15 protein-coding genes, 1 pseudogene and 1 other annotated feature are annotated in these 16053 nt (G+C 36.9%); of the genes and pseudogenes, 5 read left to right on the forward strand and 11 right to left on the reverse strand.

What is annotated here, in order from left to right:
* Positions 1 to 99: 99 nt before the first annotated feature.
* A complete protein-coding gene (locus LOK41_RS00110) occupies positions 100 to 456 on the reverse strand; it encodes a hypothetical protein (RefSeq protein ID WP_241814666.1) in 357 nt (118 codons plus the stop codon).
* A gap of 145 nt (positions 457 to 601) precedes the next feature.
* Positions 602 to 822: a binding site (T-box leader), on the forward strand.
* 256 nt (positions 823 to 1078) lie between these two features.
* Between LOK41_RS00110 and nhaC the strand changes: the two genes are divergently transcribed.
* The gene (gene nhaC / locus LOK41_RS00115; protein WP_241814671.1) at positions 1079 to 2452 is read left to right on the forward strand and encodes a Na+/H+ antiporter NhaC; all 1374 of its coding nucleotides are present in this window, start codon (positions 1079 to 1081) and stop codon (positions 2450 to 2452) included.
* A 44-nt stretch (positions 2453 to 2496) separates the two neighbouring features.
* Here nhaC and cpdB read toward each other — a convergent pair.
* Positions 2497 to 4824: pseudogene (gene cpdB / locus LOK41_RS00120) on the reverse strand (bifunctional 2',3'-cyclic-nucleotide 2'-phosphodiesterase/3'-nucleotidase).
* 296 nt (positions 4825 to 5120) lie between these two features.
* Here cpdB and LOK41_RS00125 point away from each other — a divergent pair.
* Entirely contained in the window at positions 5121 to 5891 is a 771-nt protein-coding gene (locus LOK41_RS00125; protein ID WP_241814673.1) for a GDSL-type esterase/lipase family protein, read from the forward strand.
* Between the two features lie 71 nt (positions 5892 to 5962).
* Positions 5963 to 6409: a MarR family winged helix-turn-helix transcriptional regulator gene (locus LOK41_RS00130; protein ID WP_241814678.1), complete on the forward strand. Its 447-nt coding sequence runs from the start codon at positions 5963 to 5965 to the stop codon at positions 6407 to 6409.
* Positions 6410 to 6432: 23 nt separating this feature from the next.
* Here the strand turns inward: LOK41_RS00130 and LOK41_RS00135 are convergent, their stop codons facing one another.
* From LOK41_RS00135 to argC, 6 genes are all read right to left on the reverse strand, one after another.
* Complete coding sequence (locus tag LOK41_RS00135) at positions 6433 to 6606, reverse strand: hypothetical protein (RefSeq protein WP_241814679.1); 174 nt, start codon at positions 6604 to 6606, stop codon at positions 6433 to 6435.
* Between the two features lie 128 nt (positions 6607 to 6734).
* On the reverse strand, positions 6735 to 7688 hold the full coding sequence (argF, locus tag LOK41_RS00140) for an ornithine carbamoyltransferase (RefSeq protein ID WP_241814681.1): 954 nt from the start codon (positions 7686 to 7688) through the stop codon (positions 6735 to 6737).
* A gap of 12 nt (positions 7689 to 7700) precedes the next feature.
* Positions 7701 to 8861 carry an acetylornithine transaminase gene (locus LOK41_RS00145; protein ID WP_241814682.1) on the reverse strand — a complete coding sequence of 387 codons (1161 nt, stop codon included), beginning with the start codon at positions 8859 to 8861 and terminating at the stop codon, positions 7701 to 7703.
* Entirely contained in the window at positions 8858 to 9625 is a 768-nt protein-coding gene (gene argB / locus LOK41_RS00150; RefSeq protein WP_241814683.1) for an acetylglutamate kinase, read from the reverse strand. The genes LOK41_RS00145 and argB overlap by 4 nt, the downstream gene beginning before the upstream one ends.
* A gap of 11 nt (positions 9626 to 9636) precedes the next feature.
* Positions 9637 to 10860 carry a bifunctional glutamate N-acetyltransferase/amino-acid acetyltransferase ArgJ gene (argJ, locus tag LOK41_RS00155; RefSeq protein ID WP_241814685.1) on the reverse strand — a complete coding sequence of 408 codons (1224 nt, stop codon included), beginning with the start codon at positions 10858 to 10860 and terminating at the stop codon, positions 9637 to 9639.
* 12 nt (positions 10861 to 10872) lie between these two features.
* Positions 10873 to 11910, reverse strand: coding sequence for an N-acetyl-gamma-glutamyl-phosphate reductase (gene argC / locus LOK41_RS00160; RefSeq protein WP_241814686.1), 1038 nt, complete (start codon positions 11908 to 11910; stop codon positions 10873 to 10875).
* A gap of 225 nt (positions 11911 to 12135) precedes the next feature.
* On the opposite strand from argC, the gene LOK41_RS00165 reads away from it, so the two are divergent.
* Positions 12136 to 12321 (forward strand): YqzH family protein, encoded by a 186-nt coding sequence (locus tag LOK41_RS00165; RefSeq protein ID WP_174099100.1) that lies wholly within the window; start codon positions 12136 to 12138, stop codon positions 12319 to 12321.
* 29 nt (positions 12322 to 12350) lie between these two features.
* Here LOK41_RS00165 and LOK41_RS00170 read toward each other — a convergent pair whose 3' ends face one another.
* Complete coding sequence (locus LOK41_RS00170) at positions 12351 to 13145, reverse strand: SDR family NAD(P)-dependent oxidoreductase (RefSeq protein WP_241814687.1); 795 nt, start codon at positions 13143 to 13145, stop codon at positions 12351 to 12353.
* Positions 13146 to 13154: 9 nt separating this feature from the next.
* Positions 13155 to 14108, reverse strand: coding sequence for an MBL fold metallo-hydrolase (locus tag LOK41_RS00175; protein ID WP_241814689.1), 954 nt, complete (start codon positions 14106 to 14108; stop codon positions 13155 to 13157).
* A 167-nt stretch (positions 14109 to 14275) separates the two neighbouring features.
* Here LOK41_RS00175 and proI point away from each other — a divergent pair, with 167 nt between their 5' ends.
* Positions 14276 to 15115, forward strand: a complete 840-nt coding sequence (gene proI / locus LOK41_RS00180; RefSeq protein ID WP_241814691.1) for a pyrroline-5-carboxylate reductase ProI — start codon at positions 14276 to 14278, stop codon at positions 15113 to 15115.
* A 52-nt stretch (positions 15116 to 15167) separates the two neighbouring features.
* On the opposite strand, the gene sdaAA is transcribed toward proI, so the two are convergent.
* Positions 15168 to 16046, reverse strand: a complete 879-nt coding sequence (sdaAA, locus tag LOK41_RS00185) for an L-serine ammonia-lyase, iron-sulfur-dependent, subunit alpha (protein WP_098336210.1) — start codon at positions 16044 to 16046, stop codon at positions 15168 to 15170.
* Positions 16047 to 16053: the final 7 nt, after the last annotated feature.

A 16053-nucleotide genomic window follows, 5' to 3' on the forward strand; every position in this document is an offset into this window, starting at 1 on the left:
TTTATATAAATATAGTTAACATTAAAAACGAAGTACTGTCAATTTTTTTTAGATAATTATGTTCTCAAAAAAGAACGACTTATCATAAGATAAGTCGTTTTATTTGCCATGTTGAATCTTTCCAATTTCCAAAATAATCTCTTCATCTGTTTTTCCTTCCGTATCAATTCCAAGTTGTTTTGCGTGTTCTATTAACAATTCATGCCGCTTCTCAAATCTAGCCTTATCTAAATCTTTTTGAATCTCTTTTTCCGTTTTCCCTTCAAGAGAAACTCCTAATTTAGCAGCTGTTTTCTCTCTACTCTTTTCCTCTTTGACTTTCTCTAATTCCTTTGTTTCTGCCTTTTGTACATTCTTTTGCTTCGGCTGATCTGGTGATGCTGCAAATGCTGTATAAATACCAGCACCACCACCTAAAATAAGTAAGGTTGTAAAAAGAAATATTTTTTTCTTCATTCACTCCCCTCCTTTCTATTTTCATTATAACGCACAAATTAAGAATTAAAAAAACATTCTCCCATTATTTTCTTGAAAAAAAATAATCAACATATATGTTGACATAAGAGCCCGATGTGTGATAAAAATTTAACTAACATCATATGAATCGGCAATGATAGGATTTAGTAGTATTTCGTTTTTTGCTTTCAGAGAGCTGGTGGTCGGTGCGAACCAGTACAGAACGATTTATGAATTACCCCCTGGAGCTTCTTTTACGAAACGTTTGGAGTAGTGAAAGACGGTTATGGACCGTTATTTCTACAGAGTGGTGAAATGAAACTGTTTCACAATTTAGGGTGGTACCGCGATTTTTTCGTCCCTGCATGTATTGCAGGGGCGTTTTTTATTTTCTGTTGGTGCATATTATACGACCCTTTATTTTGTGCTACGTTCATTTCACAAGCTAGGGTGGTACCGCGATTTTTTCGTCCCTGCATATTTATATGCAGGGACGTTTTTTTATGATGTTAAACAATTACCGGTAATTTGTCACAAAATTCTAAATTTTAGAAGGAAATACACAATATTGGCGAATTTTATATAAAAAAGAACTATTTTAGATTATTAGGAGGGACAAACAATGGTTTCAAAAATCGAATCTATTCTTTTAACATTTTTAATCTTTTTCTGCATTGGCTTCAGTGTTATTCAATTAGAAACATCACCACACATTCCAATTTTATTTGGTATTATTGTATTGTTAGCATTTGGATTTATAAAAAAAATCTCTTGGTCTACTATGGAAAAAGGAATGATAAGTAGCATTTCAGCTGGCATTCCATCCATCTTCATTTTCTTACTTGTTGGTGTATTAATTAGCGTTTGGATTGCAGCTGGAACGATTCCAACATTAATGGTATACGGCTTCGAACTTGTATCACCAAAAATTTTCATTCCGACAGTCTTTGTTGTTTGTGCAATTGTTGGAACAAGTATTGGTAGCGCCTTTACAACCGCAGCAACGGTAGGTCTTGCCTTTATGGGAATGGGCACTGCTCTTGGATACGATCCAGCGCTAATTGCAGGAGCAATTATTTCCGGAGCTTTCTTCGGAGATAAAATGTCGCCTTTATCTGATACAACAAACTTAGCGCCTGCTGTAACAGGGGTGGATTTATTTGAACATATTCGCAACATGCTTTGGACGACGATTCCCGCTTTCATTATTGCCTTTATTGCATTTTTCATTTTAGGAAGCGGATCTACAGGAGATGTTGATTTTACTACTTTTACAAGTACATTAGAAAAGAATACAACAATCTCGATTGTCACTCTGATTCCGATTTTATTACTGTTCTTATTTGCTTTTAAAAAGGTACCAGCTGTCCCAACTTTACTTGCTGGCATTGTAGCTGGCATTATCATCCTATTTATTTTCAAGCCAAGTACTTCACTTGCTGATTTAATGAAAATTATGCAAGATGGTTATGTATCTAAGACAGAGATAAAAGATATTGATAGCTTATTATCACGCGGTGGCCTACAAAGTATGATGATGTCCATTGCACTTATTTTCCTTGCACTTTGTATGGGTGGACTATTACAAGGAATGGGTATTATCGCGCAGCTTATGAACATCATTTCTAACTTCGTTAAAACAAGTACACGTTTAATTGTTTCTACTGCATCAACAGCAATTGGTGTTAATTTCTTGCTTGGTGAGCAATACTTATCCATCGTATTAACAGGACAAGCATTTGCCAACAAATACGATGAAGTTGGTTTAAAACGTCGTAATTTATCACGCGTACTAGAAGACGCTGGCACAGTTATTAATCCGCTTGTACCATGGGGCGTAAGTGGTGTCTTCTTAGCAAACGTACTAAGCGTTCCAACAATCGATTACGTTCCATACTCAATCTTCTGCTTAGCGTGCCCAATTGTTACAATTATCGTTGGATTTACAGGATTTGGACTTTCATGGCAGAAAGAAAAGCCTATTACTGTTTCTTAAATTATATAAAAGAGGATTACCGATACTGGTAATCCTCTTTTACTTTATCGACTTGTTTTTTTTCTTCTAAAGAGCATGAAAATACCTGCTCCAATAAACGCAACTCCTGCTCCAATTGTAGAAAAGACGTTTGCTCCTGTTTTCGGAAGATCTCGTTCTACTTTGTTTGTTTCTTTATCTTCATTTACATTTGTAGGTACTGTTGTATCTTTATTTTCACCTTCACTAGGTGATGTTGGTTTATCCCCATCGTTTCCTTCGCCTGTTGTTGGCGGTGGTGTTGGGTTTTCTCCATCGTTTCCTTCACCTGTTGGCGGTGTTGGTTTGTCTCCATCATTCCCTTCACCTGTTGGCGGTGTTGGTTTGTCTCCATCGTTTCCTTCACCTGTCGTTGGTGGTGGTGTTGGGTTTTCCTCATCATTCTTTCTCGTTAAATCAATGGCATATTTCGCAAACTCATTTTCAGACGGACCAACATATGAGATTTTTCCATCTTTCGTAATATATTTCTGCGCATTTGGTGAAGAGTCAAATGTAGTATTTAATTTTTCAGCAGCAATTGGTTTAAACGCCCAGTTTTGGTCTGCTTCCGGATTAATAACAGGTGTTTCTTGCATATATTTCACAATGATTTGACGCGTTTCATCTTGAGATTGATATACAACTTCACCTTTACTTACTCCAGGGAATGTTTGACTACTACCACGATAATTATTTGTAGCAACAATAAATTCTTGGTTATCAGCTATCGGCTTTCCATCATATGTTATATTCACGATGCGATTTGCATTTTGGTTTACTACTTTTCCATCTTTATCATATTTTGCCGGTTGTGTAACATCAATTTCGTATTTTACGCCATCTAAAATATCAAAGTTATATGTAGGATAGTTTATATTTACTAATGACTGTTCTTGTACTTTAGTTGGATCAATTTGATTGAACTGACCTGCAGACATTTCAAGCCATTCTTTTATTTGTGCGCCGTTTACTTTTACAGCATAAAGTGTATTTGGGTACACATATAAGTCAGCAACGTTTTTAATCGCTAAAGTTCCAGCTGGAATATCTGTATAATAAGTTGCACCATTTCGGCCCCCTGCTTTAAAAGGTGCCCCTGCAGATAATACTGGGAGTCCCTTATATTTGCTGTACTATCCATTTTCAGCAAATAACTTTTCTACATACCATTTCTGAGCATTCGTAACGAGTTGGACAGATGGATCATCTTGTACAAGTGAAAAATAACTATTGATTGGTGCTGTTGTTTTACCAACAGGTGTATTTACATATTTAATTGTCGCTTCATGATCATCTTTGATTTCATCAACTAATCTCTTATCAGATTCTACTAACGCATTTCCTTTGCTATCAGAAATTGGACGAACACTTGGAACCGATTTATCTTTTTGTACTTCCCACTTGTCGTTTACCTTTTTCAGTTCCATATCAATGATACCTAAATTACTTCCAAAAACACCTGGCATCACAACTGGAACACCGTTAAAATTGTCCGTTATTACTGTATGTGAGTGTCCCATTAACACTGCATCAACGCCAGGAACTTCCGTTGCTAAATAATACGATGCGTTTTCCATACCAGCATTATAACCATTTTTATCGACGCCAGAGTGCGCTAATGCAACAATGATATCCGCACCCTCGACTTTCATTTTTGGAACCATTTTCTTCGCCGTTTGCACAATATCTTTCGCTTTTACTTTTCCTTCTAAATTCGCTTTATCCCACCCCATAATTTGCGGTGGTACAAAGCCCATTACACCGATTTTCACTTTTTGCTTTTGACCAGACTCATCTTCTACTTCTTTTTCAAAAATATGGTATGGTTTAAAGTAATTTTCATCGTTTTCTTCATTATTATCGCCATCTTCTTTGTATACATTTGAATTAATAACTGGGAACTGTGTTTTACTAATTGCCTTATTTAAGTAGTCCAAGCCATAGTTAAATTCGTGGTTCCCAAGAGAAATGACGTCATACTTCATTAAATTCATTAAACGATATAAAGGGTGAACATAGTCTCCATCCAAACCTTTTTGCGCCACATAATCCCCAAGTGGTGTCCCTTGTATCGCATCTCCATCATCAAATAACACAGAGTTCTTCGCTTCTTCACGTGCCTTGTTAACAAGAGTCGCAGTTTGAACAAGGCCTACTTTATTATCCGTTTTTGTTTGATAATAGTCGTAGTTCATTAAGTTAACATGAATGTCAGAAGTTTCTAAGATTCGTAATTTAACTGTACTCCCCTCTGCTTTTCCCTCTGCATGAGCAACTGTTGGCAACACTTGCGGAGCCATAATACCTAATGCAAGAGTTGTCCCCGCTAGCACTTTCTTTGACTTCTTCACAAAAAATCCCCCTTATAAAATTGTCCCTTAAATACAAATAAAATGATTTTCTCATCAAACTCTAATAAGGTAGTCTCTCTACATTACTTCTCTTCTTTCTTCATATTAGAGTGACGTATCTTCACTTATCTGACATTATCATATCTAACACTCTTTCATAACGTCAATAATTTTTGACATACTTCTACAAATTTTCTGTAAAGTTATTGTAAACTTTCCATAAAGATATAATAAGCCCTTCCATTGCTTATACAACTGAATATGATACAATTACCAATCATAAGGAGGATGGATTTATGAAAAAAGTCATCTTAATTATTGTTTGTCTCCTCCTTCTAATCATTTCTTATTCGCATTTTGAAAAGAACGATGAGACAAAAAAACAAAAAGAAAAATCAGCATCATCTACTCCTCATTGGATTGATAAACAAACGAATGACTCGTTTTATCATCTTGTGTTAGGTGATTCGCTTGCAAAGGGATATGGCTCGACACAAGGAGGGTTTGCTGAATTAGCTTCCAAACAAATAGAAGAACAAATTCATAAACCGATTAGAGTGGAAAACCTTGGAGTAAACGGACTTACAACAGATCGTCTCGTTCAAAAAGTTCAGGCAGAAGAAGTGCAACAAAAAATTAAAGAAGCGAATATAATTACCATTAATATTGGAGGAAATAATTTATTTCGTTTAAATCGCGATGTAGGTGTTATAGATGGTATTAAAATGTTAAATAAAGAAAAGGCTCATTTTGAAACAGACGTAAAAAACATTGTAAAGACTGTTCGGACCCTGAATCCGAATGCTTTACTCATTCTATCTGAACTCTATAATCCTTTACAACTCGATGATTCAATTGCTTCTTATGCAGATATGTTTTTAGATGGCTGGAATGATGCAGTTTACGCAATTTCGAAAGTGAATCAACCATCCATTGTTTTACCAATTCGAAAGTTAATATCAAATGATAAGAAAGATTTGCTATACGACCAAGTACATCCAAATGATAAAGGCTATGAGATTATCGCTAATGCATTTAAAAAGCAAGTATTATCCTATAAATATTGAGGCTAAGCCGAACAATTCTATTTTTATACGATACCTTTTTTGTTACAATGATAATGGAAGGGGGCCTTTATATGGAATCACGTGAGTGGGAACGTATTGTTGATCATCTTCTTTCGTTAGTGCCTCTTTTTTATCGCAAATTTATGCTTCCTGGAGAGTTTTCTTCACAAAGGCACATGCCACCGTCACATACACAGGTGTTACTGCTATTGCATGAACGTGACACATTAGCAGTGTCAGAAATCGGAAAGCGGTTGGCGATTTCAAGGCCAAACATGACACCTCTATTAAATAAATTGATTCAGGAAGAACTCATAGAGCGTCATTATAGCGAAAAAGATCGACGGGTCATTTTAATTTCTCTAACGGCTGAAGGGAAAACATTAGTAAGTCAATATCAACAATTTATTTTAGACAAATTAAAAGAAAACTTTCAAGCATTATCTGAAAGCGACCGTGAACAACTCATTCACTCGCTTCAAACCATTCAAAATTTAATTTTGAAAACAAATATGTAAAGCTGCTTCCAAAAGAAGCAGCTTTACGATTCATAATAATTTCCATAATATGAGTTTGAATATGGCCATGTCATTAAATATGGTCGTCTTGCCTGAGAAGGTTGTGCCTGCTGATATACTTGAACCTGTTGCCGTGTATAAGGAGCGGGATAATAATTCACATATCGATATACTTGAGGTACATAGTAATAATACATTTATCTTCTCCCCCTTTTTCTTAAACATATTCAAGGTAGAAAATGAATGTGACATTCTTTATATTTGTACAAGTAATTTACATACTATAACATGTGTTTTTTCATAAATTATATACGGAAGCCCCCCTCTATTTAGAAATTCCTTTCGCATTTTGAAATAAACTTACCAATAATGCTTTCTGAGCGTGCAATCGGTTCCCCGCTTGCTCAAAGACAACGGAAGAAGGCCCGTCTATAATTGCTCCTGTTACTTCCTCTTCACGATGAGCAGGTAAACAATGTAAGAAACGATACGTCGCTTTCGCATGTTGAACAAGTTTTTCGTTCACTTGAAACGGCTTGAATACATTATATTTCCCTTCCATATCTTCTTGCCCCATACTCATCCAAACATCAGTATAGATAAAATCCGCATCTTTCGCTGCCAACTCCGGTTTATTCAAAATTTCAATATTCGCTCCCGTTTCATTTGCAATTTCTAGTGCACGCTTTACAATTTGTTCATTTGGTTCATATCCTGGAGGAGTGGCTACTGTCATATGCATACCGACTTTTGCACTTGCCAAAAGTAAAGAGTGGCATACGTTATTTCCATCACCTACGTAAGCTAGTTTAATTCCTTTAAATGTATGGACTTCTTCATAAATTGTCATCAAATCTGCTAATGCCTGACACGGATGATGATCATCTGTCAATCCATTGATAACAGGAATACTTGCTTCTTTCGCAAGCTCCTCTACATCCGCGTGTGAAAATGTACGAATCATAATTCCATCAATGTAATGAGATAATACTTTCGCCGTGTCTGAAACACTTTCTCCTCTGCCAAGCTGCATTTCTTTTCCACTTAGAAACATTCCATGCCCACCGAGTTGTACCATCCCTGCTTCGAAAGAAACACGCGTACGAGTTGAATGTTTATCAAAAATGAGTCCTAATATTTTCCCGTCCAATAAAGGTTCATGTTTATTCTTTTTCAAATAAATAGCAAATTCAATTAGCGCAATTAATTCCTCTTGTGTTAGTTCTTCCAATGTTAAAAGATCTTTCGTTTGTAATTTCGGTACTTGAATAGTTGACATAGAAAATCCCCCTTATACTATTGATGATTTTTGCGAACACATGACTTTTTTCATTATATTTATTGCTTTATCTATTTCTTCATTCGTTACAATAAGCGGTGGTAAAAGTCGTAAAACATTGGTTCCAGCTTGTAATACAAGTAGCCCTTCTTGTTCTAACTGTTCTATCATTGATGCGACGTCACACTTACAAACGACTCCAATCATAAGGCCTTTTCCGCGAATAGCAGTAATCCATTCCATATCATGTAATTCTTTTTTTAGTTTTTGTAATAAATATTCCCCCTTTACATTAACTTCTTGTAAAAAAGATGGTTGCTTTATAATTTGTAGCACCTCTTTCGCTGCTGTCATTGCCATATAATTTCCACCAAAGGTAGAGCCATGCACTCCGGCTGTAAATGCATCCATAAGCTCTTTCCTTCCAAGCATTGCCCCAACCGGAATACCATTTCCAAGTGCTTTTGCCGCTGTAACGATATCTGGGGATGTTCCCGTCTGTTCATAAGCAAACAATGTCCCTGTTCTTCCTATTCCAGTTTGTACCTCGTCTATTATATAGAGAGCTCCATATTGTCTACATAACTGTTCTATCTCTTGTAAAAAAGAAATATCAGCAGGTAAAACGCCACCCTCTCCTTGAACAACCTCCACCATAACTGCAGCTACTTTTTCATTCATTGCCTCCTTAAGCGCTTCTATATCATTAAAAGGAATATGTAAAAAAGACGGTAGAAGTGGTCCGAACCCTATTTTAACCTTCTCTTGTCCAGTTGCACTCATTGTTCCAAACGTTCTACCATGAAAAGACTGCTGAAATGTTAAAACAAGAGATTTCCCTGTATGCTTACGTGCTAATTTAAGTGCTGCTTCATTCGCTTCCGCTCCGCTATTACAAAAGAACACATAATCTAAATCACGTCCCTCTGTTAATAGTGCAGCTACCTTTTCTTGTACCTTGTGTGGAAAAAGGTTAGATATATGCCAAATTTCCTGTAATTGCTTTGTCATTGCTTCTACAAGCACAGGATGACAATGTCCTAAATTACATACAGCGATTCCAGAAGTAAAATCTAAATACTCTTTCTCATTTTCATCTATAACCGTTGCTCCAGTTCCTTGAACAATTTCAATACTGCGCCTCCCATATGTCGGAAATATATGGCTACTCATCCGATACTCACCCCTTTTGTTACTGTCGTTCCAATCCATTCGCCCGATGTTCCGATAAAAATTTTTGTACCATTTACAATGCTGGCATGCTTGACTCCCATCTTTATTGAGGTAAGAGCAGCCTGTATTTTCGGAATCATTCCCCCTGTAATAACTCCTTCTTCTATGAGCTGTAAAAGCTCTGTTTCATCCGTATTTTTTAATAATTCTCCTTCACACAATACACCGTCTACATCCGTAATAAAGAGCAGTTCTTTTGCTCCAAGCGCATATGCAATTCCTGCTGCAGCAGTATCTGCATTTATGTTATAAACTTGATCTCCTCTTATTCCAATCGGAGCAATGACCGGGATATAATTTAAATCTAGTAATCCTTTTAATAGAGAAGTCTCTACACTGCTAACTTCACCAACATATCCAATCCCCTCATCAAGCGGCTGAACTTGAAGTAATTTCCCGTCACAACCAGATACTCCAATTGCATGCAAACCATGCTTTTGAAAATTCATCACTATTTTTTTATTCGTACTTCCACATAAAACCATTTGAACAATATCCATTACTTCTTTTGTTGTCACACGTAACCCATTCTTTTTTTCAATTGGAATATTAACTTGTTTTAGCTTTGCATCAATGTCTGGCCCACCACCGTGAACAACAATAACTTGATATTTTTTCTTCAGTTGCTTTATACAATCAAAAAACATATGGTCTAAACGATCTAACATACTACCACCACATTTTACTACGATATACTCGCTCATCTTTTCTCTCCTTACGTACGATAACAAGCATTTATTTTCACATATTCATAACTTAAGTCGCAGCCCCAGGCTCTCCCTTTTTCCTCTCCAAGATGCAAATAAACATCAATAACAATTTCAGATTGCTTTAATTTTTGTTTCATTTCCTTTTGGGAGAATATTTGTGGCTCACTGCTTTGTAAAACAAAAATAGACTGAACAGCAATATCGACAGCATGAGGTTCAATAGCAACTCCACTTTGCCCAATCGCACTAATAATGCGGCCCCAATTCGCATCTTCACCGTACATTGCTGTTTTCACAAGACTTGATCCAACAATTTGTTTGGCAACCTTATTCCCTTCTTCTACTGTTCGTGCCCCATATACATTCACTTCCACTAACTTAGTAGCACCTTCACCATCTTTAGCAATTTGCTTCGCTAAATCCTCACATACCTTTTGCAAAGCAAACATAAATTTTTCCCACTCTGCATGATCGGCATGAATAACAGTTGTTCCTGATAACCCACTTGCCATCACAACGACCATATCATTTGTGGATGTATCTCCATCCACAGTAATTTGATTAAATGTATGATTCGTAACTTGTGATAATGCTAGTTGGAGTGCTTCTTGCTCTATATTTACATCTGTTGTAATAAAACTAAGCATCGTCGCCATATTCGGATGAATCATACCAGAGCCTTTTGCTGCCCCTGCAATTGTTACTTCTTTTCCTTCAATCATTAACTGATAACACGATTGCTTTGTAACAAGGTCCGTTGTTACAATCGATTCATAAAATGCAGTTGCTTTCTCTTTTTCTTTCGATGGTATGAGAGAGAGAATACCAGGACGAATTGCTTCCATTGGTAAAGGAACTCCAATAACCCCTGTTGAAGCGACTGCCACGTGATTTTCTTTTACATGGAATTGTTTCGCAGCCAACGTTCTCATTTCATACGCATCTTGTAATCCCTGCATTCCTGTACAAGCATTTGCATTTCCGCTATTTACAACAATTGCTTGCAATTTCCCCTCCGCCCCTATACTTTCTTTTGTAACTTGCACTGGTGCAGCTTGAAATGGATTTGTTGTATATACAGCTCCGCAATTAGCAGGAACATCACAAACAATTGCTCCCATATCTTTTTTCCCTTTTTTCAATCCAGCCTGAATCCCAATCGCAGAAAAACCCTTTGGTGTTACAATTGATCCACTTACAACTTTTATAATGGAATCTGCTCCAATCATCATTCTTCCCCCTTATAGATAGAGCGGTATATATTCTAATCCCTCTGTTTCCTCTAGTCCTGCTAATAAGTTTGCGTTTTGAACTGCTTGCCCAGCAGCTCCCTTCATCATATTATCGATAACAGAAACAATTGTAATACGTCCTGTTCGTTTATCATAAGCTGTTCCAATATCACAATAATTTGAACCTCTCACCTCTTTTGGACTTGGAAATTCCCCTTTAGGACGGATACGAACAAAAGGAGCATGACAATACGTTTCTTCATATAGCTTCTGTAATACCTGTGCACTGATATCCCGTTTTGCTTTTGCATAGAGAGTAACCATAATCCCTCTTGATATCGGAATTAAATGTGTGCTAAATGTAATTGGTTTTGCCTGTGCATTCCACTCGGTAAGCATTCGCTCAATCTCTGGAACATGCTGATGCTCATTTACCTTATAGATACGGAAATTATCATATAGCTCTGGAAAATGAGTCACTGTTGTCGGTGTCTTTCCCGCTCCTGACACCCCTGATTTTGCATCGATGATAAGTGATTCTTCCTCTATCATCCCGCCTCGCATTAATGGTGCGGCTGCTAATAGTGCCGCTGTTGCAAAACATCCTGGATTTGCAATTAATTCTGCACCTTGAATAGCCGATTTTTTCCATTCACTCAATCCATACACTGCCTTTTGAAGAATTTCTTCCTTTGCAGCAGGCTTTTTATACCATGTTTCATATACATGAGGATCCAGCATACGAAAATCACCAGATAAATCAATAACTTTTAAACCAGCCGCTAGCAAGCGCGGCGTCATATGCGCCGAAACTCCTGCCGGTGTCGCTAAAAATACAATACTAGCCTCCTTCGCTATCACTTCTACGTCGATTTCTTGTAATGTATGGACAATAACATTTCGTAAATGCGGATATGTATTTGTTATTTGTTCTCCTACTTGTGAAAAAGAGTGAAGAGATGCTATCGAAAAATATGGATGGTGATGCAACAACCTGATTAACTCAATTCCTCCATATCCAGTTGCTCCAATAATCGCGACTTTCATACGCTCCTCCTTATATCGATTCTTTAAATTAAGTATAATTATAATATTGTATATTTATAAAGTCAATTAAATATTTATTAATTTTAAAAGTTTTAAATTCTTAATTTTTCTAGAAAAATAATAAACATATATGAATTTTTATACAAAATAGATGTATACTAGTATTTTTTATATACTTCAAGTACAATAAAAACAATACATTTATACATGCGAGCGGGGAAAAAGATGAACGAAAAATTAATCGAAAAGATGTTAATAAAAAGTTTTCGGCAATATCAATGTAAACCTGTTTCAAAAGAAGATGAGGAAATTTTAATTCAAAATATCCAAACAATGATTCATTCGGAACCTACTATCGATGTATATGAAGCAATTGAGGACATTGTTTATGAATATATTACAGGAAAATAAAAAATAGGAGATTTCCATTTGGAAATCTCCTATTTTCTACTTAATGATTTACCTGCTACACGTTCAAACACCCCCGGAAATAGTGCAAAAAGTTTGGGTCCAACACTCATCCATTTTGGTAAATTCACTTCACGTTTTTTCGTTTGCATTGCTTTTACAATTTGCTCTGCCACGTATGTTGGCTTTAACATGTAACGCCCCATGTTTTTTACATATGTACCGGATTGATCCGCAATATCAAAAAAGTTTGTGTCAATTGGCCCTGGATTAATTGCTGTCACATGAATATTTGTACTTGCGAGCTCCATGCGTAAACTATTCGTAAACCCTAATACCGCATGTTTCGTTGCGGCATATGCACTAGATTTTGGCGTTGCAATTTTCCCTGCTAACGAAGCAACATTAATAACTTGGCCATTATTTCTCTCTAGCATATGAGGTAATACCGCTTTCGTACAAGCGACTAATCCAAATACATTAACCTGAAACATATCTTTCACTTCAGCCATAGATGCTTCTTCAAACGTTTTGAAAATACCAAAACCCGCATTATTTACCAATATATCAATTTGCCCTGCATCTTTTAATACTCTTGCAAAAACAGTATCAACCTCTGCTTCGTCACTTACATCTAATACATAATAATAGCAAGGCGTATTGTAAGTCGTTTTAATCTTTTCTGCTAATACTCGTAGTTTTTCCTCTGTTCGCGCTATTAAGACAGGAATCGCGCCCTCTGCTGCAACTTGCATCGCAATTTGTTCACCAATTCCACTAGAAGCACCTGTAATGACGATTACTTTTTCTTGTAAACGTCTTATCATTGCTGTCACCTACTTTGCATAATAAATCAATTGTGGCGACGATTCATCAATCATCACTTGTTGATTATATGCTAAAAAGTCTAATTGTCCAACTGTTTCTGAAATCGTAAGTGGCAATTGTTCTTTGTATAATACTGGAAATAACTTCACACATACTTCAAAGGCTGTCATCGGTTTTTCTTTTAATAATTCTAATACTTTAAACGCACGCGTTTCTTGCTTTTGCAATCTTCCCTCTATCAGCCCTTTCACATTCACAATGTCTTCTCCATGACCTGATAAAATCCGTGAAATATTCATGTTACTTAAGCGTTTTAATGTTTGATTATATTGTAATAAAGGCTGCGCTCGTTCCGTCTGTCCTTCATACGGTGGTTCTAATATTGGATTCGAAGAAATATGGCTAATTAAAGCATCTCCCCCAATTAACAACCCATCTCGCTCTCTATATAACGAAATGTGAGTTGAAGCATGCCCAGGTGTTTCAATGACTATAAACTCAGGTAATGATTCAATTCTATCTCCTTCTCTTACAGTATGCGTTAATGATCTATTACAAGAATACTTAAGCGTCTTTAAGACAAGTGACGCATCATCTTTCAAAAATACTTCTGGAACTCCAAACTGTAATGAGGCCTCTTTAAAAAAACGTTGATAACGCTTTAGAAACTGAGAATCTTGCGTAATCCATGGTTCATTCCAAGGATGCCCCACAATGTTCGTCTTCTCAGAAAATGCATTTAACAGTCCACAATGGTCAGCATGATGATGTGTAATCACGACTGTCTCAATATCTTCAACCTTATATCCTAAATTCCCCAATTGTATTTCTAACGCCGCCTTAGCCCCTTCTGTATTTGTCCCTGTATCAATTAGTGTTAATGACTCCCCTTCAACTAAAAATACATTAACTGTCTCAACTGCAAATGGAACAGGAATCTCCATTCGGTGAATTGCTAGCATATTTATGCCCCCCTGTCTCTCTCCGTTTCAAAAATGAATCTCTCTTCAGTTTACAACTTCTATAAAAATTTGTCATTATTTTCAGATAAAAAGAAGGTGTTTTCTATAATAAAACGAATGTATGTAAATTCATAAGTTTTTCTTACAAAAATGAAGGAGGCTTCATCATGTCTATTCAAAAAATTTCCTTTCTCGGTGCTGGATCTATAGCTGAAGCAATCATCGCTGGTTTGTTAGATGCGAATGTCGTAAAAGGTGAACAAATTACAGTAAGTAACCGCTCCAATGAAACAAGATTACAGGAATTACATGCAAAGTATGGTGTTAAAGGAACCCACAACAAACCAGAACTGCTAGCTCATGCAGATATTATCTTTCTAGCAATGAAGCCAAAAGATGTAGCAGAAGCCATTGTACCTCTCAAAGAATATATAAAGAGTAATCAACTCATCATTTCATTATTAGCAGGTGTTTCTACAAATTCTATTACAAGCCTGCTTCAAAAGAAGGTTCCGATTATCCGTGCGATGCCAAATACTTCAGCAGCTATTTTAAAATCAGCTACGGCTATATCTCCATCCTTGCATGCAACAGAGCAGCATGTTCATCTGGCCAAATCTTTATTCGAAACAATTGGTCTTGTTTCAGTGGTAGAAGAAGAACATATGCATGCTGTTACTGCACTATCTGGAAGCGGTCCTGCATATGTATATTACGTAGTTGAAGCAATGGAAGAGGCTGCAAAACAAATCGGCTTAGAAGAGGATGTGGCTAAATCACTTATTTTGCAAACAATGATCGGTGCGGCTGAAATGCTTAAAGTGAATACAAAACATCCTTCTATCTTACGAAAAGAAATTACTTCTCCTGGTGGAACGACAGAAGCCGGCATTGAAGTGTTACAAAGCTTTGATTTCCAACAAGCACTTATCTCATGTATTACACAAGCTACAAAACGATCTCATGAACTTGGAAAAACATTAGAACAATTAACAAAAGAAAAATAATAAAGGAGCTCAGAAAATACATCTGAGCTCCTTGTATCACAACTACGTTCTCTTATTTACTACTCTTTCCAAAAATCTCTTCTTGGAGGCGACGACCTGTTGGTGTTGCTGCAAGTCCACCTTCTGCTGTCTCACGAAGAGCAACTGGCATCGTTTGCCCAATTCTAAACATCGCTTCAATCACTTCATCGCACGGAATTGTACTTGTTACACCAGCTAGTGATAAATCTGCCGCAATCATCGCATTTGAAGCTCCTGCTGCATTACGTTTTACACAAGGGACTTCTACAAGTCCAGCGACCGGATCACATACTAACCCTAGCATATTTTTTAAAGCAATCGCCATCGCTGTAGCTGCTTGTTCTTGTGTTCCACCAGCCATTTCAACAGCTGCCGCAGCTGCCATTCCACTTGCTGAACCAACCTCAGCTTGACAACCTCCAGCTGCACCTGAAATACAAGCATTGTTCGCAACAACCATACCAAATGCTCCAGCTGTGAATAAAAACTCAATCATTTCTTCACGTGTTGGCTGTAATTTTTCTTTGAGTGCAAACAGTACGCCTGGTACAGTTCCAGCTGATCCAGCTGTTGGTGTTGCACAAATAATCCCCATCGCTGCATTTACTTCATTTGTTGCAACCGCTTTGCTCACTGCATCCAAAATTGTATGCCCAGATAAGCCTTTCCCGCTCTTCATATACTCTTGTACTTTCACCGCATCACCGCCCGTTAAACCCGTTGGTGATTTAACACCGCGAATACCACGTTCTACTGCTTGTTCCATCACGACTAAGTTCTTTTCCATTCCAGCAAGTACTTCTTCGCGAGATATACTTCTTGTTTCCATTTCACATTGAATCATAATTTCTGCAATTTTTACATTTTGTTCTTTAGCTTGTGCCACTAGTTCCGCTGCGTTCCGAAACATGGTGCGT

Source organism: Bacillus sp. TL12 (assembly GCF_022625245.1).
Classification (GTDB): Bacteria; Bacillota; Bacilli; order Bacillales; family Bacillaceae_G; genus Bacillus_A.